Annotated in this window: 24 protein-coding genes; 9 read left to right on the forward strand and 15 right to left on the reverse strand. The window is 45.5% G+C overall.

Annotation, left to right across the window (positions count from 1 at the left end):
- Nucleotides 1–52: 52 nt before the first annotated feature.
- Nucleotides 53–2,815 (reverse strand): DUF5695 domain-containing protein, encoded by a 2,763-nt coding sequence (locus tag E2R66_RS01820; protein WP_204985845.1) that lies wholly within the window; start codon nt 2,813–2,815, stop codon nt 53–55.
- A 310-nt stretch (nt 2,816–3,125) separates the two neighbouring features.
- Nucleotides 3,126–4,025 (reverse strand): hypothetical protein, encoded by a 900-nt coding sequence (locus tag E2R66_RS01825; protein WP_133229434.1) that lies wholly within the window; start codon nt 4,023–4,025, stop codon nt 3,126–3,128.
- 470 nt (nt 4,026–4,495) lie between these two features.
- Between E2R66_RS01825 and ettA the strand changes: the two genes are divergently transcribed.
- On the forward strand, nt 4,496–6,178 hold the full coding sequence (ettA, locus tag E2R66_RS01830) for an energy-dependent translational throttle protein EttA (protein ID WP_133229432.1): 1,683 nt from the start codon (nt 4,496–4,498) through the stop codon (nt 6,176–6,178).
- A 280-nt stretch (nt 6,179–6,458) separates the two neighbouring features.
- Here the strand turns inward: ettA and E2R66_RS01835 are convergent, their stop codons facing one another.
- Together E2R66_RS01835 and E2R66_RS01840 are read right to left on the reverse strand one after the other, a co-directional pair.
- A complete protein-coding gene (locus E2R66_RS01835) occupies nt 6,459–7,325 on the reverse strand; it encodes a DUF4349 domain-containing protein (RefSeq protein ID WP_133229430.1) in 867 nt (288 codons plus the stop codon).
- Nucleotides 7,326–7,820: 495 nt separating this feature from the next.
- Complete coding sequence (locus E2R66_RS01840) at nt 7,821–8,279, reverse strand: nuclear transport factor 2 family protein (RefSeq protein WP_133229428.1); 459 nt, start codon at nt 8,277–8,279, stop codon at nt 7,821–7,823.
- A 62-nt stretch (nt 8,280–8,341) separates the two neighbouring features.
- On the opposite strand from E2R66_RS01840, the gene E2R66_RS01845 reads away from it, so the two are divergent.
- The 3 genes from E2R66_RS01845 to E2R66_RS01855 are packed head-to-tail and all read left to right on the forward strand — an operon-like array spanning nt 8,342 to nt 10,657.
- Entirely contained in the window at nt 8,342–10,063 is a 1,722-nt protein-coding gene (locus tag E2R66_RS01845; RefSeq protein ID WP_133229426.1) for a hypothetical protein, read from the forward strand.
- Between the two features lie 34 nt (nt 10,064–10,097).
- The gene (locus E2R66_RS01850; RefSeq protein WP_133229424.1) at nt 10,098–10,322 is read left to right on the forward strand and encodes a DUF433 domain-containing protein; all 225 of its coding nucleotides are present in this window, start codon (nt 10,098–10,100) and stop codon (nt 10,320–10,322) included.
- A 2-nt stretch (nt 10,323–10,324) separates the two neighbouring features.
- Entirely contained in the window at nt 10,325–10,657 is a 333-nt protein-coding gene (locus tag E2R66_RS01855) for a DUF5615 family PIN-like protein (RefSeq protein ID WP_133229422.1), read from the forward strand.
- Nucleotides 10,658–10,707: 50 nt separating this feature from the next.
- Here E2R66_RS01855 and dnaA read toward each other — a convergent pair whose 3' ends face one another.
- The 3 genes from dnaA to E2R66_RS01870 form a co-directional block, all read right to left on the reverse strand.
- Nucleotides 10,708–12,132 (reverse strand): chromosomal replication initiator protein DnaA, encoded by a 1,425-nt coding sequence (dnaA, locus tag E2R66_RS01860; protein WP_133229420.1) that lies wholly within the window; start codon nt 12,130–12,132, stop codon nt 10,708–10,710.
- A gap of 327 nt (nt 12,133–12,459) precedes the next feature.
- Nucleotides 12,460–14,010: an acyl-CoA mutase large subunit family protein gene (locus E2R66_RS01865; RefSeq protein ID WP_133229418.1), complete on the reverse strand. Its 1,551-nt coding sequence runs from the start codon at nt 14,008–14,010 to the stop codon at nt 12,460–12,462.
- Nucleotides 14,011–14,014: 4 nt separating this feature from the next.
- Entirely contained in the window at nt 14,015–14,545 is a 531-nt protein-coding gene (locus E2R66_RS01870) for a DUF7935 family protein (protein WP_133229772.1), read from the reverse strand.
- A 94-nt stretch (nt 14,546–14,639) separates the two neighbouring features.
- Between E2R66_RS01870 and E2R66_RS01875 the strand changes: the two genes are divergently transcribed.
- The 3 genes from E2R66_RS01875 (at nt 14,640) to E2R66_RS01885 (ending at nt 16,532) form a co-directional block, all read left to right on the forward strand.
- On the forward strand, nt 14,640–14,993 hold the full coding sequence (locus tag E2R66_RS01875; RefSeq protein WP_133229416.1) for a HesB/IscA family protein: 354 nt from the start codon (nt 14,640–14,642) through the stop codon (nt 14,991–14,993).
- A gap of 137 nt (nt 14,994–15,130) precedes the next feature.
- Complete coding sequence (locus E2R66_RS01880) at nt 15,131–16,177, forward strand: GNAT family N-acetyltransferase (protein WP_133229414.1); 1,047 nt, start codon at nt 15,131–15,133, stop codon at nt 16,175–16,177.
- Nucleotides 16,155–16,532, forward strand: a complete 378-nt coding sequence (locus E2R66_RS01885; protein ID WP_133229412.1) for an ASCH domain-containing protein — start codon at nt 16,155–16,157, stop codon at nt 16,530–16,532. Before E2R66_RS01880 ends, E2R66_RS01885 begins: the two co-directional genes overlap by 23 nt.
- 3 nt (nt 16,533–16,535) lie before the next feature.
- On the opposite strand, the gene E2R66_RS01890 is transcribed toward E2R66_RS01885, so the two are convergent.
- Both E2R66_RS01890 and E2R66_RS01895 read right to left on the reverse strand, forming a co-directional pair.
- Nucleotides 16,536–17,276, reverse strand: a complete 741-nt coding sequence (locus E2R66_RS01890; protein ID WP_133229410.1) for a TlpA family protein disulfide reductase — start codon at nt 17,274–17,276, stop codon at nt 16,536–16,538.
- 59 nt (nt 17,277–17,335) lie between these two features.
- The gene (locus tag E2R66_RS01895; protein WP_133229408.1) at nt 17,336–18,055 is read right to left on the reverse strand and encodes a TlpA family protein disulfide reductase; all 720 of its coding nucleotides are present in this window, start codon (nt 18,053–18,055) and stop codon (nt 17,336–17,338) included.
- Nucleotides 18,056–18,201: 146 nt separating this feature from the next.
- On the opposite strand from E2R66_RS01895, the gene E2R66_RS01900 reads away from it, so the two are divergent.
- On the forward strand, nt 18,202–19,440 hold the full coding sequence (locus E2R66_RS01900; RefSeq protein ID WP_133229406.1) for an ABC transporter permease: 1,239 nt from the start codon (nt 18,202–18,204) through the stop codon (nt 19,438–19,440).
- Nucleotides 19,441–19,609: 169 nt separating this feature from the next.
- Here E2R66_RS01900 and E2R66_RS01905 read toward each other — a convergent pair whose 3' ends face one another.
- The 4 genes from E2R66_RS01905 to E2R66_RS01920 form a co-directional block, all read right to left on the reverse strand.
- Entirely contained in the window at nt 19,610–20,353 is a 744-nt protein-coding gene (locus E2R66_RS01905; protein WP_133229404.1) for a tyrosine-protein phosphatase, read from the reverse strand.
- Nucleotides 20,354–20,356: 3 nt separating this feature from the next.
- The gene (gene rfbB, locus E2R66_RS01910) at nt 20,357–21,409 is read right to left on the reverse strand and encodes a dTDP-glucose 4,6-dehydratase (RefSeq protein ID WP_133229402.1); all 1,053 of its coding nucleotides are present in this window, start codon (nt 21,407–21,409) and stop codon (nt 20,357–20,359) included.
- Between the two features lie 70 nt (nt 21,410–21,479).
- A complete protein-coding gene (galE, locus tag E2R66_RS01915) occupies nt 21,480–22,499 on the reverse strand; it encodes a UDP-glucose 4-epimerase GalE (RefSeq protein WP_133229400.1) in 1,020 nt (339 codons plus the stop codon).
- 66 nt (nt 22,500–22,565) lie between these two features.
- Nucleotides 22,566–23,558 (reverse strand): UDP-glucuronic acid decarboxylase family protein, encoded by a 993-nt coding sequence (locus tag E2R66_RS01920; RefSeq protein ID WP_133229398.1) that lies wholly within the window; start codon nt 23,556–23,558, stop codon nt 22,566–22,568.
- A 220-nt stretch (nt 23,559–23,778) separates the two neighbouring features.
- Between E2R66_RS01920 and E2R66_RS01925 the strand changes: the two genes are divergently transcribed.
- Nucleotides 23,779–24,912 carry a 3-deoxy-D-manno-octulosonic acid transferase gene (locus E2R66_RS01925; protein WP_317130757.1) on the forward strand — a complete coding sequence of 378 codons (1,134 nt, stop codon included), beginning with the start codon at nt 23,779–23,781 and terminating at the stop codon, nt 24,910–24,912.
- Here E2R66_RS01925 and E2R66_RS01930 read toward each other — a convergent pair.
- Both E2R66_RS01930 and E2R66_RS01935 read right to left on the reverse strand, forming a co-directional pair.
- A complete protein-coding gene (locus tag E2R66_RS01930; protein ID WP_133229394.1) occupies nt 24,909–25,418 on the reverse strand; it encodes a hypothetical protein in 510 nt (169 codons plus the stop codon). The two genes, E2R66_RS01925 and E2R66_RS01930, sit on opposite strands and share 4 nt — an antisense overlap.
- A gap of 1 nt (nt 25,419) precedes the next feature.
- Nucleotides 25,420–25,956 (reverse strand): hypothetical protein, encoded by a 537-nt coding sequence (locus tag E2R66_RS01935; RefSeq protein ID WP_133229392.1) that lies wholly within the window; start codon nt 25,954–25,956, stop codon nt 25,420–25,422.
- Nucleotides 25,957–26,011: the final 55 nt, after the last annotated feature.

The following is a 26,011-nucleotide window of genomic DNA, read 5'->3' on the forward strand; positions in this document are numbered from 1 at the left end:
AAGGGTTAAAATCTGCGAGCGATAGTAAATAGATGCAAAGGTCTTTCACCACCTACCTGCTCAACTCCACCTTCGCCAATTTACTACCCAATGGAATCACATAAGCCCCACGCTCCATTCCCGTTTTCTGTATCAATTTATACTGTCTGCCGACCGAGGCCTGCTGTATGCGCAATAAAGCTTTAGGTGTATGGTCGTCGGCTGCGTTCAGGGTAGCTGTTATGCTGCCTGTTGCCGGGTTGTAGCTTATGGTTTTAAAAGTGCCGGCATCCAGCGTAAGCCATAGGCCAGCCGGCGCAATAAATACCCGCGATGCGGAGGCCGTAGTAATATCTACCTGGATAATACCCTTAGCGCTGCTTAGGTTACCACCAAAGGCTAGCCAGCCAAAGTTTGTATCGTGAGTAATATAAGTGGCCGAGTTTACGGCGTAGCCAAAAAAGTTAGGGCCATAGTCACCGGAGAGGCCATCAATCTTTAGGGTTGATGGATAAGCGTGGAAGGCCGCCGGACCAAAACCGTCCTGCGTAATGTTGGATATAGCGCCCATCAATCCGCCATAGCCTACGCGCAACAGGTATAAATCGGCGGGGTGCTTGCGGTACTCGCTCAATACAGGGATGGCGTTCATCCCCGAGCCGTAGTGGTGCAGCTGCCGCTCTATACGCGAAAGCTTGCCGCCGTACAAAAAGTCCCAATAACGGCGTGCCGAACCGTTATAACCCCAATGCGGCACGGTGGGCATATAACCCAATATGGCGTTGATGGTCACCTCGGCTTTATCGGTGTATCCAAAGTAGTCCGACCACGTGTACACCTCTTCCTGCCCGGTACTATCCCAGGGCATCTCACTACCAAAGGGGTATTGCAGGGTATGCCAGTGCTCGGCGCGTTTGCGCATTTCGGTTTCTAGTGAGAGGGCCCTATCGCTCCAGCCTTCGGCCTTCAGGTCCATCAGCAATAAATAAAATATCGTTCCCTCCATCTGCCCGAACTGAGCATAATATGGTGCCTGCTTTACCATGGCCATGGTGGTTTCATAGGCGCTATTGAGGTAGAATTGCCAGTCGCCCTGCGTTACCAGGCCGGTATAATTACGCGCCAGCCGGTACATTACCCAATGTGCGGCGGTAACGTGTGGGTAATTGTAAGAGCGGCCCACATCGTTGGCAGCTTGATGGCTCCAGGCCGCCCATGTTTTCCAGTTGAGGCTATCGCTGTAAGTGCCTTTGGGGATACTGTCGGGCTGGTAATAAAATACGCTTTTCTTCACCCCGTATTTCTGTGGACCATCGGCATGCTGTATGTTGCCGAACAGGGTGTGGTTTACAAATTCCTGCAGTTTGGCTAGCTCGGCTTTATCGGGCTGCACCAGTTGTTTCATCATAGCCCCCAGCCAGCTGCCCGCGCCACCTTCGTCGCTAAGGCCGGCAATCCAAACGCGGCTATCCTGGGTAACCTGCTGCTTCTTTTCGTAATCGTAAGTGATGACCGAAGGGTTGCGATGGAACGTGTCGGGCTTGTTAAACCATTGTTCGGTGGTCAGGAAATGGCCGAAATCCTTTACCAGTTCGCGCTCCGCTTTAATTACTTTATAGCTGATGGTTTGGCTTAACCCATCGGTATAGGTGATGGTTAAGCGCGCCCGCCCCCATTGCAGGCCTTTTACGCTGTAGGCTTGCAGTGTTTTGTTTTCGGCACTAGTTGGTGTAATGCTGAGCGCGCCAGCCGGTTCTACGGTTAATGTTTTAACTTTCTTACTGTAGTTTAAGAACAGCCTGGCATCGGTGCCTTGCGGCAATACATACCCCGGTATGCCTACTGCTACCGGGCGGTGCTGCTCAACAAGTTTTTGTTCGATTCCTTTGATGGTGGGCGACAGCACAAACTGTACGCCATATTCAACCGTTTGCCCGGGCTTCACTACCACAGATGTCGGCTTGTTCCAGGGTTCGGCTTTTTTCCATTCGTTTTCGGCGTAGGCCTTGCTGTGCACCATCCACTCGTAAAAACCTTCAAAATCTATCCCTTTCGGGGTTGGGTCGGCAAGCAGTGGGTTGTATGCCTCAAAAGGCGATTTACCATAGGGCAGTACCAGCAAGGCGGGCCCTTTGCCGCTGAGGCGGGTTGCCTGCAAATAACCGGCATCGCGGCCGATGTATGGGTCGTAAAATACGTTTCTGGCGTGGGCCTGTTCCAGTTCCTCGCCCTGTAAAATGTTATTGAAAATCATCGGCATGCCCAGCGCGCCAATTTCTACTGCCTGGTTGCTTGTGTTTTTCAACTTGAATGATAGCACCAGGTTGCCCTTTACCACTTGCCAGTAACGTTGCACTTTAAGCGGGATGTTGGCCGGAAGCGTAGGCGATAGGTCCGCAGCGGCCAGTACGCCGGCTTGCATTACTTGCAGCGGTGTAACATCTTCGCGGCTTGCAGCAGTGGAATAATTGGTCCATGCGGTATCACCTGCGCTTTTAAGGCGCAGGTTGATATCGCCGAGGTGATACATGCCATCGCTGCTGCGTTGAGCCAGGCGCTCCGACGGGGTAAAATCAAAATCTTTTTCGGTATTGGGTTGCAACCCGGCAACGGTTTGCGAAGCTTTCACCAGCTTTAGCCGGAATGCCGGCGTATTAAAAGTTAACAGCCCTTTATCTAAATGCAGCGTAGATGGTCTTTTCTCGAGGTTCTTCCAGGGATCCTGGGCACGGGATGGCGTGACGCCAAAGAGCGTCAATATAAAAAACAATACTATGGATAAACGACAGGCGCTGCGAATGTTGGTTTGCATATGATACACGAACGCTAAGTTCATGGAAAGTAAATGTAAGGGATTATTGCGCAGGATTTAATTGTAATTTGCCCAATTGTAGCAGTATATTATCGCTTTTTTGGTGTTGGTGCCGTAATGGCAGATAATTTATCTATAAACCTCAGGGAAATAGCTTTTAAGTTTTTCATTCCCCTCTTGAGAGGGGGCGCGGCAGATTGTGTGATGGGAGGGGTGTGTTCGCCACCTTGCAACGGCACAATGCATGGCTTGCCAACACACCCCTCCACCCCTCTCAAGAGGGGAATCGCACGTTCCATCGCGCGCAATATTTTAAAAGCAATTTCCCTGAGGCCTATTTTCCATACCCTTTATCTATTTTCTTAATTACCCATTTCTCGAAGAGGCCGACAGCTTTTTCTTGCGCATCGCTTTTGTCTCTAAGTTCTACGTACCTCATTAGACCAAGTAATTTGAGTTCGGAGTGCTTTCCATCACCCGAGATATTGATATCTGAATGCATGGTGCGCAGGCGGATGGTGTCGGCATCCTGCAGCCGCTTGTAATCCAGTAATTGCGCTATCGTATCTTTTTTGTTGAAGTTGCTGCTAAAGTAAAACGTATTGGTCTTGCTGTCGAAATCGATGTTGGCTGTATCGGGGGATATCTTCAGGCTTTTGCTGCTGTTGTGGCTGCGTACATACTTATCTAAATCCTTTATATATTCCAGTTGCAGCGAGTTTACGCGCGATACCAGTTCGCGCTTAGAGAAATTGAAACTGTAAGTTTTATTAATGCCCGTAATTTTTGTGTATTTACCACGCACCATGCTAGTAGCCACGAATGATAATACCGAGAAGCAGATAACCAGGTTTCGCAGTACGGGCTTTAAGCAGTAGCTACCTGATGCATTAAACAGGTAGTAGCTCAGGGGGAGCACAAGCAAAGCGACATAATCGGAATAGTCTACCACGCGATCAATGGGGACGCCCGCGCCGTTAAGGCTATCGATAAATGGCTGCGCCAGGGGCGATTTCCAAACCATAAACAATACCAGCGTAGCGGTATGTACAAGCAGTACCCTTCGCGGCCAAAGCGCACCTAAGAAATAAGCGAAAGCAAACAGTCCGGCAAAATCAGACAGCTTGCCCGTAAGCACATTGTGAAAGTTTGGTTTGCAATACCAGTCATTGATCATCAGCACCAACACAGCGGTGACGAAAAACGGATTCCCTAATTTTTGTTTGGCGGCCATAGGTTAATTAACAGCAAGTTATATAAATAATCGGCATAAATAAATCAATATTTTTTACTTAAAATACCGAGTAGCCTCACCCTAAAGAGGCTACATCATATACGCATTTAAGGCATTTTAATTAAAATTGCATTTGGCTGTGTTTCTCCCTTTACGGACTTTGCGGTATAAGTTTAACCGCAAAGTCCGCAAAGACTGGCATATAGTTTAGCGCAAAGGGCACAAAGCCTATCTTGACCAAATTTAGTTTTGTTGTTTAACATTGGGTTTTATTTATGTACAGACTCTTTTTTATGTCAATCGCGAATGCGCGGGACCCTGTGCTGTTTGTCGGCCGGCAAATTAAACTACGATGCTACAGCTGCATTAATACCGGTTTCTTTTTCATTTTTCTACCCATATTAATTTTGCCGCATGCCTTATTTACGAGATATTTGAAACCACATACATCATAAACCAATACTAGTACAATGGCCGACGAGAAGATCATATTTTCTATGGCAGGGGTAAGCAAAGTTTATCCCCCGCAAAAAACAGTACTCAAAAACATCTACCTGTCGTTTTTTTACGGTGCCAAAATAGGCGTTATCGGTTTAAACGGTTCGGGTAAATCAAGCTTGCTGAAAATTATTGCCGGTATAGATAAAACCAACATCGGCGAGGTGGTATTTTCGCCGGGCTATACCGTGGGCTACCTGAGTCAGGAGCCGGAGCTGGATCCCAACAAAACCGTAAAAGAAATTGTGGAGGAAGGCGTTGCTGCAACAACAGCTTTATTAAAAGAATACGAAGAGATAAACGAGAAATTCGGTTTAGAAGAATATTTCAGCGATGCCGATAAAATGGATAAGCTGATGAGCCGCCAGGGCGAACTGCAGGATCAGATTGATGCCGTGAACGCCTGGGAACTTGACGTGAAACTGGAACGCGCCATGGATGCTCTGCGCTGCCCCGACCCGGATGCCAAAATCTCCGTACTATCGGGCGGTGAGCGCCGCCGTGTTGCTTTATGCCGCTTACTGCTGCAGGAGCCGGATGTTTTACTGCTGGATGAACCTACCAACCACCTGGATGCTGAATCTATCGATTGGTTGGAGCAGCACCTTAAACAATATAAAGGCACCGTTATTGCCGTAACGCACGACAGGTACTTCCTGGATAATGTTGCCGGCTGGATACTGGAACTGGACCGTGGCGAAGGTTTGCCATGGAAAGGAAATTACTCGTCATGGCTCGACCAGAAATCGAAACGCCTTGCCCAGGAAGAGAAAGGCGAGAGCAAACGCCAGAAGATTTTGGAGCGCGAGCTGGAATGGGTGCGTATGGGGGCAAAGGGCCGCCACGCCAAATCAAAAGCGCGTTTATCCAACTACGATAAATTAGCATCGGAGGAAACAAAGGACAGGGAAGAAAAGCTGGAGTTGTTTATTCCGCCGGGCCCGCGTTTGGGCAATATCGTGATAGAGGCCAATAACGTTACCAAGGCCTATGGCGATAAATTGTTGTTCGATAACCTTACCTTCTCGCTGCCGCCAGCGGGTATAGTAGGCATTATCGGCCCCAACGGTGCGGGTAAAACCACGCTGTTCCGTTTAATAACCGGGCAAGATCAACCCGATGCAGGTACCTTCCGCGTAGGCGAAACCGTTGCATTAGGGTATGTTGACCAGATGCACGACGACCTGGATCCAAACAAATCTGTTTGGGAAAACGTAACCGGCGGCCTGGAAACCATTATGGTAGGTAACCGCCCCCTCAATTCACGTGCTTACGTATCGCGCTTCAACTTCAACGGTGCAGATCAACAGAAGAAAGTTGGCGTACTATCGGGCGGTGAGCGTAACCGCGTGCATTTATCCATTACACTTAAAAAAGGCTCTAACGTTTTACTGCTGGATGAGCCCACAAACGATATCGACGTAAACACCTTACGTGCACTGGAAGAAGCCCTGGAAAACTTTGGCGGCTGTGCCGTAGTCATCAGCCACGACAGGTGGTTCCTCGATAGGATTTGCACGCACATCCTTGCATTCGAGGGCAACTCACAAGTGTACTTCTTCGAAGGCAACTACAGCGATTACGAAGAAAATCGTAAAAAACGTTTGGGCGATGTAGCGCCTAAAAGGATCAGGTATAAGAAGCTGGTGGGGTAGAATTTTAGAAGCAGGACTACTAGAATCAAGAGACAAGAGAGAAAAGAGAAAGGCGTTTCGGTAACACGAAACACCTTTCTCTTTTCCTTTTTACACCCCTGTCATCTCGAACGAGCTGCGTGGGATTGTGCGCGAGCGGCGAGGAGAGAACTTGTATACCATGCTATAACCGCTTTGCCGTGCGCCATGCATTGGTGCGATTGCAAAGCGCAGAAGGTTTCTCGTCGCGCCCCCGCGCAGCCCGGCTCTCCGCTCGCTCGAAATGACACGGTTGTTTGTTTTAGACTTTTAATGGCACATACCTCTTCTTATACGTCCTATACGCAACCCATACACCTATCCCGGCGAGTAGGAATACCCAAACGTTTACCAGGCCGATGATGAATTCGGTAAACATGGCCCAACCGTTTACGATGGCCATGCCCAGGCGTTTAAAGAATGGCAATTGGTAGGCAGATGGGTCGTCATTGGCCACCATTTCTTTTAAGATAGTATTGCTTTGGTGAAAGCTGAGGCTGATGTTGCTGTATTTTACGGCGGCGTCTATCCGCTGGTTGTTTATCTGCCCGTCAACCAGGTCGTCTTTCAGCGAAAGCACAGCATCGGGGTTTTTGATGGTTATTTTACCACTTTTCTGTTGTGCAATCATTTCGCGGCGGTTATTTGTTTTCATGCGCTCGGCAAGGTAATCAAGTGATTTATCTTCGATATCCATCTGTCGCGAGGTAATATACATGCCGAGGTGGCTTACCTTTATCATAAAGCCTTCCAGTTTTTCGGAGGGTATTTTAACGGTCATATCTGCCGAGGTGTTGAAGGCCGAAACATGGAGCACAGAATCGTCGCTAACGCGTATATCCTGGCTGTTTACCACTTCCGAGCGCATTTGGTGGTGCATGACCATGCCGCCCAGCCTGTTGGTAAGCGCTGATACCGAATCGCCGGTTTGCTGTACATTTTTTACTTTGAAAGCCATGTCGGCTGTTTTTACCAGTTTATCGGGGCCTTTAAATAGAGTGTCTGCCGCTATACCGACCGTATCAGCGGCAGAAGCGCGTTTATCGGTATTGGCGTATTCGTAATTTTTTCCTTTACACGCTGCCAGCAAAGCAACGGCTGCCAGCACCACTAAGATTTTTGTTTTCATGATTGATTTATTGGTTTAGTATTGATACCCGGCGACAATCAAAAGTAACCCAACATTTTTGGATTTAATTTATATAATATATTGATTATCAATAATTTAAGTTAAAATATGAAAGCCCCCAGTGTATTTGCTGGCGGCAAAATGGAAATCGATGGATGATATAATGATATTATGGAGCAGTGCCTAACCGCGCTGGAGTTAAGCCCTTTGCGATGAGTTAATTGGTTTGCTATTGATACCCCGTAGCCGGCAATAGTAACCCTATTTGCGGCTAATATTTAAAATGTTACAATTAGAGAGGTTGGAGGATAGAGATTAGAGGTTAGTTGGGCGAGGCTCGAAATAAGAGGTTAGAGATAGAAACTCACCACCTCGTCCTTGCAAGGAGCGGCGCAAGAGGCCTGGAGGTGGGGCGACGAAGCAATCCTCGGCAAGCAGAGAGGCCCTGCTTGCCGATGGTTGCCAGGCTATCGCTAGCAATGACGATGTCCTGAACTATTCCGGGCAATTATCTTTGCGGCGGGTATCAACGATGTAAATGATTTTCCAGCCGTTAGGGGTTTTCATCAGCTGGAAAAAATTGATGCCGCAATGGCTGAACGCTGCGCCGCGGTAGAATTTGTAAGGTGTCCATACGCTGGCCAGCGCACCATCTACTTTAATATCGCCATAGGTGATGCGCTCGTCATAAACTTCTTTATGCGGCGTACCAACGGCTTTCAGGAAACCCTCCGGCTTTTCATTCATCAATACGATAGTGCCATCTGCTTTAGTATCCAGGCCCTGCAACACCATCCCATCTGCAAATACCGACTTCAACAGAGTACTGTCCCCCTTTCTCATCGCATCGAACATCGTGTTGATGGCTTTCTTGATATCGTCTTTATCGGTTTGGCAAAAGGCTTTCGTGCTACTAAGGCTTATCAGTATGGCAAGGAGGAATAGTTTTTTCATTTTGCGCGATTTTAAATCAAATACTAATATATTCAATTTATCTTCAAGCCATAAATCTTATCATGAAAAAACTGCTGCTATTTGCCATATCAACCTATTGCATCTGCCTGAATGCGCTGGCGCAGGCAGATTTTGAGCCTAAAATACTCATACTCTCGCCTGCCGCGGTCACGGTATCTCATTTGCTGGAAAAAGCAGTGAATTATCAAACAGTGGCGTTACAGACCAAGGCTTCATCAATGCCAGCGGGTGCACAACCCGGGGAAGCGCAACAGCCGGCCAATATAAAAATGATGCGTGCCAGCACCATTGCCTTTTTAAAAGACATCAGTTTTGAAAAACAAGTGTCTTTGTATGCTCAAAATTACCTCACCTATCGTTTTTACGAACGATTTACCAATTGCCTTTTATTGGTAAGCAACAAAACATCCGGCGGCACGCGCCAAAGCATGCAGGAGATTGCAACTGAAGAAAACGTTACCTACGTTTTGAATTTCCCAAAGGTGAGTTTCTATCAACAAAGCGGGCAAAAATATTGTAAGCTTCAGGTGCAACTGTACGACTCCCAATCCAATACCCTATTGCTGGATAAAGAATACACCGGCAACAGCGATAACCACGGCTTTGAATTTACCTGCGAGCAGGGTTCTCTGGGATGCACCATCAATAATACGCTCGCTTTGTATTCCACTGATGTTTTGCAGGCGGTGGCATCCACCAATAAAACGCTGGTGAACGAACGGGCACTTGCCGAAAAACGGGCGGCGTACATCGCATCAACGGTGTACCTGCAAAAGTTTGATGCATCCTTGGTTAAGCAGGTTATTACCGCTAAAGACAGCTCTATCAACCTTGATGATATTTACCAGTGCTTTTATAATGCCGACGGCACAAAGTTCGTGGCCTTTTTCATAAATACTATCGATAAAAAAGATGCAAAACCTTTGCTATCGATAAAAGGGGATAAAAATGTGAAGGTGATCACCCAAAAAAAAATCGGCGATAAGGGTTACCTGGACGAGGCTCCCCAAACCAATGCCTACCTGGTAAAAGGGCTGAAATATCAGGGGAAATGGTATTACGAAAAAACAGAGGTGACTTATTTTGATGCCCCTATGCCTGAGGACGGCAAGCTGGACTTCCTGAATAATTTGCAAGGCTGGGATTATTTTGCAGCTAACAGCGCCGAGCCGGGCACCGTATTTTGGGAAGGCAAGTTATTTGAAAGGATAAAGGATAAAACCAAGGAGCCTGACTGGGAAAAGTATAAAAACATGTGGGCGGGCGAGGAGTTGGAAAACAGGCCTTATATCGGCATGTACGAGCTGGTGGCTAATCAATTGAAGGCTGATGCAGAGACCACCCGCGACGCTTACAATAAAGATATTATAGATAACGTGCTGTGGCCTTTTTATACAAAACAGGTAAAAGCCCGTAAGAATAATATGGTCGCCTTAAACATCAAACCGGAGTACCTGACCTTAATATATTCGAGGAAGAAAGAGGCCATTATTAACCCTGTTAAGGTTACCGATGCGAATGGCATAATTAAAATGCGCTATTTTGTGCTGATACCTGGTACCAATGAAATTTATGAATGGACCTACGTGAAAGCCGATGAATTGAAAACAACTGATGATAGAGAGGACCCGGTGAACAAAACCATGGGGAGCGTTACCAAATGGAACTATTCCTATAAAACGCTCGATGACGATGTGTTTTGGAAGGAAAAAGTATTGCTGAAAGAAGGTGGTAAGTATAAATACCTTACCAGGATCGAGTGATTAGAATTAATTAAAAAGCAGTAAGTTTGTATAAATGCAAATCGACTATAAACAATATATCGAAGTTGACCCAAATGTAAGGTTCGGCAAGCCCGTAATCATCGGCACAAGAATTACGGTGTACGATGTTTTGCAATGGCTTGCTTCGGGCTTAACCCATGACGAGATAATTGCTGATTTCCCGCAACTGAACGAGAGCCAGATATTAGCATGCCTTGCTTATGCAGCTAATAAAGAACGCATTGTGAAGGTTGCCTAATTATGCGTTTAATTGCTGATGAGAATATTTCATGGCGCCTAATAAAGCTCATCCCACATTGGTCTATCCTGCCTTCAAATGAAATAAAATGCGAAAGGCGTTTGACTGATTTCATGATATGGGAATACGCCAAAGCCAACAACTATACTGTACTAACATTTGATGAGGACTTCTCTGAGCTTCAAAATCTGCTTTCCTATCCACCTAAAATTATATGGTTGCGCACAGGCAATGTAAGCACCTCTGAAATTGCGTCACTATTGTTAAAGTATGAAAAGCGTATAGAGGCTTTTTTAACGGATGATGAGTCCGGTATTTACGAAATTCATGGTTAAACAAAAAAAGCCCCGCATCCGCGAGGCTCATATTATCTCTTTGATGCCGATTACGACATCTTCAGTTTCTTTTGTATATCGGCTACGTAGCCTTTGAATTTTTTGTCTGTATCAATTAAATCTTCAACGGTTTGGCAGGCATAGATAACGGTAGAGTGGTCGCGACCGCCGAAGAAGTTCCCTATCGATTTCAATGAGCTTTTGGTGTGCGCTTTGGCCAGGTACATAGAAATCTGGCGTGCCTGCACAATCTCGCGCTTGCGGGTCTGCGATTTTACCATCTCTATAGGTACCTCAAAGTATTCGCAAACCAGGCTCTGGATGTATTCCATCGAAATTTCCTTAGCCGAATTCTTTACGAAATTCTTCAGCATCTGCTTGGCCAGGTTCAAATCTATCTCCTTGCGGTTAAGGGTAGATTGTGCCAGTAAGGAAACCATAGCGCCTTCCAGTTCGCGCACGTTGTTATCAATATTGTGGGCAACGTATTCGATCACATCGTTGGATAATTCGATACCATCCTGATATATCTTGTTCTTCAGGATAGCCATGCGGGTTTCCAGATCGGGTATCTGCAAATCGGCAGAAAGTCCCCATTTAAAACGCGACAGCAAACGTTCTTCTAAACCGGCCAGATCCTTAGGGGCTTTATCTGATGTGATGATCAGTTGCTTGCCACTTTGGTGCAGGTGGTTAAAGATATGGAAGAAGAAATCCTGTGTTTTCTCTTTGCCGGCAAAGTTGTGTACATCATCCATAATGAGCACATCTATGGCCTGGTAAAAATTCACAAAATCGTTGATGTTATTATGCTTCAGCGCATCTACAAATTGCTGCGTAAATTTTTCGCAGCTTACATACAGCACCAGCTTATCGGGCAGGGTGCGTTTTATTTCGTTGCCTATGGCTTGCGCCAGGTGGGTTTTGCCCAGGCCTACGCCACCATATATCATCAATGGGTTGAATGATGTGCCGCCCGGTTTGGCTGCTACGGCATAACCAGCCGAACGTGCCAAGCGGTTGCAATCGCCCTCTACAAAGTTCTCGAAAGTGTAGTTACGGTTAAGCTGAGGGTCAACATTCAGCTTCTTCAATCCTGGTATCACAAAGGGGTTTTTAATGTCCTTATTGATAGAGATCGGTATCGGCATCGATTGGTTTTTAGCCTCTGCACCGTTGCCGTTTGATGGCATATTGGTGGTGTACGGTTTGCTGGTAGATTGCTCTACAACAATGTTGTATTCCAGCCTGCCTTCATCGCCCAGTTGTTTCTTGATCGTTTTGCGCAAAAGGCCCACGTAGTGCTCTTCCAGCCATTCGTAAAAGAATAAACTCGGCACCTGTATGGTTAGCACGCTCCCTTCCATCCTTAAGGCTTTTATCGGCTCAAACCAGGTTTTGAAGCTCTGGGCCGGTATGTTGTCCTTTATGATGAGGAGGCAGCTATTCCAAACGGCAGTACAAGTTTTTTCCATATTAAATTCAGTAATTCTTTGATTTTCAACGTCCCAACAAGCAACAATTCACGCCGTTTCGGAACATCGAATATTCATAAAAAAAGCGGATTAAAAAACTTAATTCAACAAATTTTGTGAAATATATTTATCAAAATCGCACCATTTTTTAATCGTAATTTCACATTAAATGTTATCTTTCGCTTGGCGCCCGGCGTTTTCTGCTCATAGAGCGTTTAATCAAGCTTTTGCACGTTTAACAGCAAGTCGCATCCACGCAGGTCTTATCCCCGCAGGTTGTAAACTATATTCTATCGTAAAAGTTTTATAAATCTTAACCTGTTTTATTTACCGGTGCTCCCCAAAAATATCGCGGAGCGTATCGGCAATTTCGCCCAGTGTGGCGTAGCTTTCTACAGCGGTTAAAATGTACGGCATAATATTTTCTGTACCCTTTGCGGCAACCCCTAAATGTTGCAGCGCCTGGTTTACGTCAGCATTATTTCTTTGTTCTTTTAAACGATGCAACTGCTCAATTTGTTTGGTCCGGATAGCATCATTTACCCTAAAAACACTATCTGCCACAGCCTCAGGCTGAATAAATTTATTTACCCCTACCAACACCTGTTCGCCGCTTTCTATATCGTTTTGGTATTGGTATGCTGCTGCGCCAATTTCCTGTTGCATGTAGTCGTTTTCGATAGCTTTTACCGAGCCGCCCATGGCATCTATCTTATTTATATAGGCCTGGGCTGCGGCTTCCATCTGGTTAGTGAGCTCTTCTACAAAGAACGAACCCGCCAGCGGGTCCACCGTATCGGTAACGCCGCTTTCGAATGCGATAATCTGCTGGGTACGCAGCGCAATTTTTGCCGCCGCTTCTGTAGGGAGCGAGAGGGCCTCGTCGTACCCGTTGGTGTGCAGCGATTGCGTGCCCCCAAGTACAGCAGCCATGGCTTGCATGCCCACCCGCACAATGTTGTTCATGGGCTGCTGTGCCGTTAAGGTAGAGCCACCCGTTTGCGTATGGAAACGCAGCTTTTGCGCCCCGGCATCGGTTGCGCCAAGCTCTTTGGTGATGTGTGCCCACATGCGCCGTGCCGCCCGGAATTTGGCTATCTCCTCGAAGAAGTTATTATGGCAATTGAAGAAGAACGAAAGCCTTTTGGCGAAAACGTTTATATCAAGCCCTTTATCCAATGCGGCCTTTAAATAGGTTTTGCCATTGGCAAGGGTAAAAGCCAGTTCCTGCACGGCTGTTGAGCCGGCCTCACGGATGTGGTAGCCTGATATAGAGATGGTGTTCCATTTAGGCACCTCGCGGCTGCAATATTCAAAAATATCAGTAATGAGGCGCATGGACGGCGTGGGCGGATAGATATAGGTACCCCTTGCCGCGTACTCCTTTAATATATCGTTTTGTATGGTGCCTGAGATCTGCTTCAGATTGGCCCCTTGTTTTTTGGCTAACGCGATGTACATGGCCAGCAGTATAGCTGCCGTGGCATTAATTGTCATGCTGGTGGTGATGCTCTCCAACGGTATGCCTTCAAACAATGCCTCCATATCTTTTAAAGAATCTATAGCTACACCTACTTTGCCTACCTCTCCTTCGGCAAGTTCGTGGTCGCTGTCGTACCCAATCTGCGTAGGCAGGTCGAACGCTACAGAGAGGCCCATGGTGCCCTGGCTTAATAAGTAGTGGTAACGCTTGTTGCTTTCTTCGGCAGTGGAGAAACCGGCATACTGGCGCATGGTCCAGGGTTTGCCGCGGTACATATCTTTCTGAATGCCACGTGTGAATGGGAACTCGCCGGGTAGTTCGGTCATTCCCGAGGGTTCGGTATAAACCTCCTTTACCTCGATGCCCGAGCTAGTGGTTATCTTTTTACCGGCCATTGGGTTAAAATAAGTCCTCCAAATCTTTCCTTAACAAGGTGATGGCGATATCATAAGGGTTATCTTCCAGCTTGCTTAAATGGTTGAGGGTAATACGACCCAGATCCAGTCCGTTTGCGCCCTCGGGCAGGGCTTTTACGGCACTGTTTACTACTGCAAGGGTATCTTCTTTTACGCGTTTGATAACCGCCCAGGCCCGCTCGGTAACATAAATTTGTTGGGTTACGTTGTGCTGGTATTCGTTGCGTATCTCGTTGATGATAATGATGTGCAATTCGGCCGCCGGCATTTGGTTTGCGCCAAGGCGGATGAGCATATTGGCCGGGTTAACCCGCTCTACAAATAGCACCAACCGCTCGTAGGCTTGCAGCCGCAGGGGCAGCGTTTGCGCGCTTAGGCCTTTTTTTAGCTCGAGCGTTTGCAGAATTTGGCTTTTTTCCAGGTAGGGTTTAAACAGGTAAAAGGCTACATACACTACGCCGATGCCGGCTACGGTGTATTTTAATATGGCCATTAAAGTGCTGTAAAGATCCATGGTTTTTAAATGTTTGGCAGAGGTCATAAATAATACGACGGCTGCAAAAATCCGCATTTTACCTTATATTTGTGTAGTTAATCATAAAAATAAGATGAGTGCCATTGCTGAAACCATGATTGCCCCCGTAACCTTTACGCCGGGTGCCGTAAAAGAACTTTTTAAGCTGAGGGATCAGCAAGAGCTGAACGACGATTTTGGCTTACGTATTGGTGTTGAAGGCGGCGGTTGCTCGGGTATGAGCTACGTGCTCGGTTTCGACCAGAAAAAAGACGGCGACCAGGAATACATTATTGATGGCTTGGTTGTGTTTATGCACAAAGCGCATGGGTTGTATTTAGCAGGCATGCAGATAGATTTCCAGAACGGCCTAAACGCCCGCGGGTTTACTTTCAACAACCCTAATGCTGCCAGTACCTGCGGTTGCGGCACATCTTTCTCGGTGTAATTGAGCCCTTTTATATACTGTACTTGGCCCCATCTTCAAAAGAGATGGGGTTTTTTATTTGAGCAAAAATTGGCGCAACGTAGGTGTTTGCAAAAGCAAAATTTAAATAATACATTTAGGAACCTATTAGCCTTGTTATGAAATATGTCAGAATATCTTCGATTGATTTAAACGACCCATTCTTTGATTCTTTAAAATTAGACTATGCCGAATTTCAAGTGTGGTTTAATAAAAAGGCCGCCGCCGGCGAAGGTGCTTTCGTAATGTACGACGATAACCTTATTCAAGGGTTTCTGTATTTGAAAATTGAGGTGGATGCTATCACCGATGTCATTCCTATATTAGCGGAAGCAAAACGAGTAAAAGTTGGGACTTTTAAAATTAATCCCCATGGTACTCGTCTAGGTGAGCGATTTATTAAAAAGATGTTTGATTTTGCTATAAATAAAAAAGTCGATTCGATTTATGTGACGATATTTAGCAAACATGCAGCCTTGTTAAACTTATTCCAGAAGTATGGGTTTCAACCAAGGGCCAAGAAAACTACCCCAAACGGTGTGGAAGAAGTCTTGATTAAAGATATGTCTTCGCAGACGGGAGAAATTACCCTTGATTATCCTTTAATTAAAATCGTTAATACCTCTAAATACTTGTTGTCAATATATCCGTTGTACCACTCGCGGCTATTTCCGGATTCTCTATTGAATTCTGAAACCTATAGCTTGATAAAAGATGTATCGCATACCAATAGTATTCATAAGATATATATATGCTATATGGATGTTTCAGCTTTAAAGACGGGAGATAACATCATTATTTATAGAACATCTGATGGGGCTGGCCCAGCGCATTACCGTTCAGTAGCTACTTCTGTTTGTGTGGTAGAAGAGTTGAAGTCAAAACGAAATTTCGCTAATATTGAGAATTACCTTAAATATTGCAAAGATTATAGCATTTTTGACGAGGGAGAATTGGAGGCATTTTATAATCAAAACAATAAGTACTTCTACGTTATTAAAATGACCTATAATGCAGCTTTCTCTAAGAGGGTTACAAGAGGCAACCTCATAGAGAAAATAGGGCTGAACCCGGATAGCTATTGGGGGTTTATGAAATTGTCGGACGGTGAATTTAATGAGATTCTAAAATTGGGGAAAATTAGTGAAAGTATTATTGTCGATTAAACCGGAGTATGTAGAGAAAATCTTTACAGGAGAAAAGAAGTTTGAATACAGGAAAGCAATTTTTTCAAAAAAAAATATAAAAACTGTAGTCATTTATTCCACAATGCCAGTAGGGCGAGTAGTTGGTGAATTTGAAATAGGTGGTATACTATCGGCTCATCCATCAGAAATTTGGGGGAAAACAAAAGAGTTTTCTGGAGTGAACGAGGGATTTTATAATCAATATTTTAAGGACAGAGATTTAGGCCACGCTATTCAAATTAGAAATATTGTAGTGTATAACAAGTCAAAAAAACTCAGCGACGTTATTGCGAGCAACTATGCACCCCAATCATTTTGCTATTTGGATTCGTAAAAATTATTTGAGCAAAGCTTTTAATTCTTCTTCTTTTATTTGTTTTATGGTGCGGTTTAACCAGTAAGGCACCATGCCGTTGTTGTAACCCTGGCTTTGAAAAGCGATAAGCCCTTTGGGGTTAATTACCAGGTTTATGGGGCATTCCTTTACGCCGTAAAAGCTGAAGTAGGCTTCTGCATCACCTATTACATTGTATTTAAATGGCGACACTTTGAAAAAGTGTTGCAGGTCTTCTTTTTTATCGACGCTTAGCGCCAAAAAAACTACGTTCTTGTCGTTTTTATATTTATCTGCAAGGATATTCAGTTCGGGCATTTCGTACCGGCAAGGCGGGCAGGCTATAAACCAAAAGCTTACCACCACAATTTTTCCTTTCAAATCTTCGCTGGCAATCAGCTTGCCGTTCACGTCTGTCATGTTCAGGAATAGCATATGATTCCCTTTCTTAAAAAACAAAGTAGATTTTGGCACACCAATAACTACCAGGCCTTTCGCCGTATCCCTGGGCGTGAGTATGAAAACGGTGCTGTCGCTTTCGGCATCAACAGGCTTTAATTGATATTTTCCTGTGGCTACCAACCTGCTCCAGTCGGCATATTTATATTTCAGGCCTTTAGCACTGGTTACTACCGTGTTCTGGTTAAAACCGTATTCCTCTGCCGGCTTGGTAAGTTTGGTTTGCGCATGTGCGGAAAGATGCAGCAGCAACGCGAGGCATGGCAGTAATATAAATCGTTTCATCAAAAAATCTTTGTTGGGTTATAAAGCAAATATATGCGGTTTTGCGCCCGGGCTATGGTTTAATTTTGTGCTTTTGCTTCAGCGATAGTTTTTTTGAGGTAAGTAATGCTCCCGGGGCCGTATCCGCTGGAACTGAAACGGGTGATGCCATTTTTATCTATCACTACGTTGGTGGGGTAGCTGGCAATGCCATAGCGGTTGCAATCCTCGCGGGCATCGTAAATTTGGCGGTAGTTGAATGGCGTTGCTTTCAGGAAGTCTTTTACCTCGTATTTCAGGTCGGTACTGAAGCCGATAAACACCACGTCGGGGTTATCTGCTACCAGTTGGTTAAGCTCGGGTATTTCCTGCTGACAAGGTGCACAGCCAATAAACCAAAAATTCAATACCACAACTTTTCCTTGAAGGATTTTAAAATCAACTTTTTGGCCGTTTATGTCGCGTGCGTTGAACAGTTCCTTTTTCTCGCCGATGGGGAAAGCGGGACTGGGCGGTAATGGCGGCATAAAACTATTGCGTAGTTCTATTTCCTGGGGTGTCATTTTTACAAGGATTAGCGTATCTGCATCTATGCTTTTGCTCCGCAATTGATACCCGCCCGATAGCATCAGCTTTTGCCATTGGCTGCCTGGGATGATAGCACCGGTAGAATCTTTAACTACCCTGTTGGCCAGGCTGGTGGTAGTAGTAGTTAAGCGGGTAACGGTTGTGGTTTGCTGCGCAGTAGCGCTTAGCACAAATAAGGCAATGATTGTTAAAAGCAGTAAGTATTTTTTCACGATGGCGGATATTGATGATAACGAAAGTACAGCTTGTATTGCAGCCAAGCAATTCGCAGCAATTATCTGTTTTATTAATTTGCAGGTTTGTAACAAATTGCGCCGTACTGTAGTCAAAAGCAAACGAGTCTTTTTAAAACTATCCCATGCCGGTAAAAACTACCTACAGAGAAAATATAGCTATTGCCTTACAAGCCATTGCAGGCAACAGGTTGCGTACATCGCTTACGGCTTTGATTATTGCCATTGGCATTACTGCGCTTGTGGGGATATTGACATCTATAGAGGGTATAAAACAGGTAACCAACGATGCATTTGCAGGGCTGGGTGCCAATTCCTTCACTATACAAAATCGCGGTTCGGGCATCAGTTTTGGTAATGGGGGGCACCGTAAGCGTTACCCGGCCATCAGCTACCAGGAAGCCGAACGGTTTGAAAAGCTGTTTAAGTTGCCGGTGCGCATCAGTATAGATTTTACCGTAACCGGTACTGCCATAGCCAAATACGAAAGCATAAAAACCAACCCCAACCTGCAGGTTATTGGCAGCAACGAGAACTACCTGGCTATAAAAGGGCATAAGCTGGCGTTGGGCCGCAACTTTTCGGGCTCGGAAATAGATCACGGTACCAACGTGGTCATCATAGGCGACGAGCTTAAGAACAAGCTTTTCCCCAAAACCGACCCTATCAACAAAACCATATTACTGGGCAGCAGCAAATTCCGGATCATAGGTGTTATTGCCCCTAAAGGTGCCAACAGTTTCGGCGGCGACAGGTTCTGCGTTATACCGGTGCAAAAGGCCCGGCAGATAGCGCAAACCAGCAAACCATCGTTTGCTGTTACCGTAAATGTTGCCGGCCCCGAAGCGCTGGATGCTACAATAGGCGAGGCTACATCCCTTTTTAGGAATGTGCGCAGCCTGCACCTGGGGCAGGACGATAACTTTGAGATATTTCGCGCCGACTCTATACAGGCCGAACTGATGAATAATCTTGGCTATGTAACCATAGCGGGTTTTGCTATAGCGTTTATTACGCTGATAGGTGCTGCTATAGGTTTGATGAACATTATGCTGGTATCGGTAACCGAACGTACCCGCGAAATTGGCCTGCGCAAGGCCATCGGCGCAACGCCATCGGTAATACGTAAGCAGTTTTTGATAGAAGCTATCGTAATATGCCTGCTTGGTGGTGTAGGCGGTATTATACTGGGTATTTTGGGCGGTAACCTTATCGCCGTATCCATCAGCGGTACATTCATAGTACCATGGCTGTGGCTCTTTGTAGCTATTTTTATTTGTACGATTATCGGTTTATCATCGGGCTATTACCCTGCAAAAAAAGCAGCCCGGTTAGATCCGGTTGAGGCGCTGAGGTATGAGTAGGGGTTAGAGAGGCAAGACGGTTAGAATCAAGAGAAAAGAATCAAGAACTAAAACGGGGAAGGCCGACAAACATCACCTCGCACAACACTTAAAACAAAAACGGGAATAAAGCCTTGCTCTATTCCCGTTTTATTTTCTTGTCTCTTGATTCTTAACTCTTGATTCTCTCCTAAAAAAGCAACTTATTCTTCAGCGGGTAATCTTTCAGTAGTTTCTCTACGTAATCGGTTGTGAGGGCATCTTCAAACGCCTGGGCGTGGCGTGGGTGGTGCATATCGCTGGATATGAAGTCTACAATTTGTTCATCCACCATATCTTCGGCCATTTTTTTTGTCGGTTTGCCGTAGTATCCCGTAAGCGATATGGTATTTATTTGCAAGCCGCAACCCCAGCTACGTATGGCACGCATGCGGTCGATATCCATATAGGCGTAACGTTCGGGGTGGGCCAAAATAGGCTTATAGCCCGCATCACGCATTTTTTGCACCATTTGTATCACGTTTGGCGGCTCGTTGATGAACGATAGCTCGAACAGTACGTAATTATCTGCGCCCATGGTCATTAAATTGCGCTCTTCAATCCGCTTTTCGAAGGTTTCGTCGAAGTAATGCTCCGCAGCGGCCTCAACAGTGATATCGATGTGTTGGTTTACCAATTCGGCTTTCAAAACGGTAAGGGCGTTCATGATGCTTTCGCGATCGTTACGGTAATAATCAACCATAACATGCGGGGTGGCAATGATTTTACTGATGCCTAACTCCATCATTTTTCTGATGAGTACGATAGACTCCTCGGGCGTTTGCGCGCCATCGTCTATGCCCGGCAGCACGTGCGAGTGCATATCTACAACAATTGGCGCATAATCCAGCGTTCTTACTTTCTTTACTTCCTTTTTCTTGAATAATCCAAACATCCTTTAACGGTTATTATATTGCTCGCTGTAATACTCCTGGTAATGGCCCGATGTTACATCGCTCAGCCATGCCTCGTTGGCCAGGTACCAGTCAACAGTTTTTTCTAATCCTTCCTCAAAGGTAATAGACGGCTCCCAGCCAAGTTCGTTTTTTAATTTGGTAGCGTCTATGGCGTAACGCAAATCGTGTCCGGCGCGGTCGGTAACATAGGTGATAAGTTTAGCCGATTCGCCCGCCTCGCGGCCCAGTTTTTTATCTAATATAGCACAAAGTAATTGAATCAGGTCGATATTTTTCCATTCGTTGTGGCCGCCTATATTATAAGTTGTGCCCGTGGCGGCGGTGTGGAATATGACATCTATAGCGCGGGCATGATCTTCTACCCAGAGCCAATCGCGTATGTTCTCGCCTTTGCCATAAACCGGAACTGGTTTTTGTTGCTTTATGTTATTTATAGCCAGTGGTATAAGTTTCTCGGGGAAGTGGAACGAGCCATAGTTGTTACTACAATTAGATATTACAGTAGGCAGGCCGTAAGTATCGTAGTAGGCCCGCACAAAATGATCCGAGCTTGCCTTTGACGCCGAATATGGGGAATGTGGGTCATAAGCGGTATTTTCGGTAAACATATCGGTATCGCCCAGGGTGCCGTAAACCTCATCGGTAGATACATGGTAAAAACGTTTCGAAGCATAATCATCCTTCCAAATGTTTTTTGCGGCATTCAGCAGGTTTACGGTGCCAACTACATTGGTCATCACAAATTCCAGCGGGTTGGTAATGGAACGATCCACGTGCGATTCTGCGGCCAAATGTATCACCGCGTCGGGTTGCTCTATTTCGAATAGGTTGCTGATATAAGCCAGATCCACAATATCGCCTTTCACAAAACGGTAGTTAGGCTCGTTTTCGATATCCTTAAGGTTAGCCAGGTTTCCTGCATAAGTAAGCTTATCCAGGTTTACGATTTGGTATTGCGGATAAGTTTTTACGAACCGGCGCACCACGTGCGATCCTATAAACCCGGCACCACCGGTAATGATAATTTTTTTCATCTGAAAGTTGTTTCAATTGAGGGCATTAGCCCAATATGCGGCAAAAATATTCTGTTTTATTAAATTTGTACTATAATGGGTTTTCTGCAAGGTACTTTTCCCAGGCCCAGGCAGACGACATCATGGTGTTAACATCCAATTCTGTTTTCCAGTTAAGCTTGTTGGTAGATTTGGTAACATCGCCCCAAACCTGCTCCACATCGCCGGCGCGCGCAGGGCCAATCTGGTAGTTAAGTTTTACGCCCGTAGTGCTTTCGAAAGCTTTGATTACTTCCAGTACCGACGTGCCTGTACCCGTGCCGATATTGAACATATCGTAGCCTTTAAAGCTCTCCTTTTCGGCCAGCTTAAGGGCGGCAACATGGGCCTTGCCCAAATCTACAACGTGGATATAATCGCGTATGTTGCTACCATCGGGCGTGTTGTACTGATCGCCGAAAACAGTAAGTTTTTCGCGTTTACCTATTGCCGTTTGCGTGATGAACGGTACCAGGTTTTGCGGTACGCCGATGGGCAATTCGCCTATCAGTGCGCTGTCGTGTGCGCCAACCGGATTAAAATACCTTAGCGATATTATTTTGTAGGTGCTGCCTGCAGCAATTACATCCTGCAGTATCTCTTCGGCTATCTGTTTGGTGTTGCCATAAGGTGATTGCGCTGCTTTTACGGGTGCGTCTTCGGTAACCGGAAGCACATCGGGTTGGCCATACACGGTACAGCTTGATGAGAAAACGAAATTCAACGCCTTGCCCTCATAGGCATTAAGTACGTTGATGAGCGAGAAGAAATTGTTTCGGTAGTATTTCAGCGGTTCCCTTACCGATTCGCCAACGGCTTTGAAGGCCGCGAAGTGGATGATGCCGCCAATCTCCGGCTCTTGTTGGGCAAAATCTTTTACGGCAGCGTCGTCGCAAAGGTCCAGTTTGTAAAATGCAGGTTTGTAGCCGATGATTTTGGCCAGTTGATCTAATATCTTGATGTTGGAGTTAGAAAGGTCGTCTATGATTACCGGTTCGTAGCCTGCGTTTACCAACTCTACAACGGTGTGCGAGCCTATGAAACCTAAACCTCCTGTAACTAATATTTTCATGTATAGGGCTGTTTGTATGTATTGAGCAAAGCCCGCACTGCCAAAACAATACGGGCCTTGTCTTTATTATTTATTATAGGTTGTAAAATCTTTATGCTCTACTTTCTCCAACACATCCTGCGGGAGCGATTTAAAGTACTCATAGGTAATTTTGAGGCCTTCCTCGCGCGATACCTTGGGCTCCCAACCTAAAATTGCGCGGGCCTTGGTAATATCCGGGCGGCGCTGCTTAGGGTCATCCATAGGCAGCTCTTTATAAACCATTTTTTGCGAGGTGCCGGTAAGCTTGATGATTTCTTCGCCAAACTCTTTGATGGTGATTTCGCTTGGGTTGCCAATGTTCATGGGCTGCGCGTAATCACTGAACAGCAAACGGTAGATGCCTTCGATCAAATCGCTTACATAGCAAAACGAACGTGTTTGCGAGCCATCTCCAAAAACCGTTAAATCCTCGCCGCGGATAGCCTGGCCTATGAATGCAGGCAGCACGCGGCCATCGTTAAGGCGCATGCGTGGGCCGTAGGTGTTAAAGATGCGTACAATACGGGTTTCCAAACCGTGGAAGGTATGGTAAGCCATGGTGATGGATTCCTGAAAACGCTTGGCTTCGTCATAAACGCCGCGCGGGCCAACGGTGTTTACGTTGCCCCAATATTCTTCCGGCTGTGGGTTTACGCTTGGGTCGCCGTAAATTTCAGAGGTAGAGGCAATAAGCATCCTGGCATTTTTATTTCTGGCCAAACCCAGCAGGTTATGCGTTCCCAGCGAGCCTACCTTCAGGGTTTGGATAGGTATCTTAAGGTAATCAATAGGGCTCGCCGGCGAGGCGAAGTGCAGGATATAATCCAGTTCTCCGGCTACATACACAAATGTAGAAACATCGTGGTTGTAAAACTCGAAGTTCTCCAGCTTAAAAAGGTGTTCGATGTTGCGCAGATCGCCCGTGATAAGGTTATCCATTGCAATTACATGAAAATCTTCGCTGATAAACCTGTCGCACAAATGCGAACCCAGGAAGCCGGCGGCACCGGTAATTAAGATACGTTTACGCTTTGCCATCAATATTATTTTATTTATACTGTTTTAAAAACCCTGTTGCCAAAGTGTTATCGGGGATGATACGGGCAATATAGCACGAACTTGCAATTAATGTTATTACTTTTACTGCCCGACGAAGATAATAATTACCATCCTAAAAATGTTGCTACTATATAACTTTGGAATCACTTTATACTATTGCTTGCTATATATTGTTTCCATTTTTAATAATAAAGCCAAATTGTGGATAAAAGGACGGCAGCGCCAGCAGGTGCAGCCCCTGGAATCGAGCATCTGGTTTCATTTTGCGTCGCTGGGCGAGTTTGAGCAGGGCAGGCCTGTATTGGAGCGAATGCGGCAGCTCTACCCTGGTAAACCCTTTGTGATTACTTTTTTTTCTCCATCGGGGTATGAGGTACGCAGGAACACCCCGCTTGCCGATGCCGTTTACTATTTGCCGTTGGATACCCGCCGCAAAGCCCGCAAATTTGTGGAAGCCATAAAACCCGACATGGCCATTTTTACCAAATATGAGTATTGGTACCATTATTTTGACCAATTGCATCAACAACATGTGCCGCTTTATATCATATCAGGAATTTTCAGGCCCGGACAGGTATTTTTTAAATGGTATGGCGGTCTGCACCGCAAAATGCTGAAACTGGTTACCTGGTTTTTTGTGCAGGACGCAGATAGCAAGCATTTGCTACAGGGCTTGGGCAAATCAAACATCACCATTAGCGGCGATACGCGGTTTGATAGGGTTTGGGCCAACGCACAAGCACCAAAGCCATTGCCGGAGATTGCATCTTTTAAAGGCGATAGCAAATTATTCATAGCAGGCAGCACCTGGCCGGCCGATGAAAAACTGCTGGCGGCTTTAATTGCCAAACACCCCGACTGGAAATTCATCATAGCCCCGCACGAAATTGGGGTAGATAAAATTGGCCACGTGCTGAGCCTGTTGCCGGGAGAGGCCACCACCTGTTACTCCCAAATCTCAAATCTCACATCTCAAATCTCCAATCTAATCATAGATAACATCGGCATGCTGTCGTCGCTTTATCAGTATGCAGATATTGCTTACATCGGCGGCGGCTTTGGTGCGGGGATACATAACACGCTGGAGGCTGCGGCATTCGGTATGCCAGTAATAATTGGCCCAAAGTACGATAAGTTTAAAGAGGCAAAGGATATGATAGCAATGGAAGCGGCTTTCAGCATCAACAGCGAGGAAGAGTTGTTGAGTACAGCGGGCAGTTTGATGGACGATGAGATATTTCGTTACCGCACATCGAAAATGGGGCAGCGTTATGTAGAGCAGCATATTGGGGCAACGGATGCAATTGTGAAATATATTAGAGAAAAGCATTAAGCGTCAATTACGGCAGTAGTATGTTGCTTTTGAACCTCTTTCAAATACGTCGACAATAGGCGGTAAAGTCCCTGTCCGGTGACTTTTAACATGTGTGTGTTAATAACAATTGGGCTGCCATAAAATAGTTTTTGTTTCCAAAAGCCTATATATTTTACGGGGTGTTGTTCCTTGTCAATTAAATGGACAGATATTCTATTCCTGATTTGCAGCTCGAAATGGTGAATGTTACTCCATCCTATCTCCTCATTGTTTGAGTGGTCGATTAAAAAATCTTCAGTTAGTTCCAGCCCCGGTTTTTTATTGAACGCGGGAATCGTCAGTTCTTTTGTAATCCGCCATATGCTGACAACCAACAGCACCAAAATCACATACCAATATATTGGGGCAAGGGATTCGGCATCGGATATTAATTTATAAATCACTGTGAAAGTGAACAGTAATAAAATACCGGTAATGAAACAAGGGTACACTTTACTGTAGGGTATTTCGACTTTTGCAATCATATTAAATCATTATAGAGAGATGCTCATTGTTACGAAGCTTTTTAACCTCTCCCATGTAATCGTAGATAATGTTATAGTTTTCGAAAGCATCGCCCCTTAAATATGCCAGATTAATAATCACAGGCGTACCATAAAATAATTTATTGAGCCATTGGCCTATACGCCCCCAGGTGGTTTTTGCTTTGAATGATTCATTATCGTTTAATATAATGGCAATAGCTTCACTCTTATATTTCAGGCTATCTATATCCTTCCAAGGAATTATTCGCTCGCCGGCGTTATAGTTAATCTCCTTTTGGGTAAGCTCCAGTTTAACTTTTGTTGATTTGTTTTTGCGGTACATGTCTACTAAAAAGTAGATAGTAGCCACTAAATAAAAGATTATAAGCCCAATATCAAGCGCCAAAGCTACGTGGTGGTCTCCAGGCTTATCCAAATCCCGCAACAAGTTTAAAGTTAATAGTATAGGGTAAACAAAAAGTCCAAATATGTGGTTGAATTCGAATCTCCGTCCCTGATAAAATTTTACGTTTTCCATTTTGCCTGAGGTAAAGATAGGGAGAGATCTGATAAATTCAGAATTTCTTAAATCT

Source organism: Mucilaginibacter psychrotolerans, assembly GCF_004519315.1.
Classification (GTDB): Bacteria; Bacteroidota; Bacteroidia; order Sphingobacteriales; family Sphingobacteriaceae; genus Mucilaginibacter; species Mucilaginibacter psychrotolerans.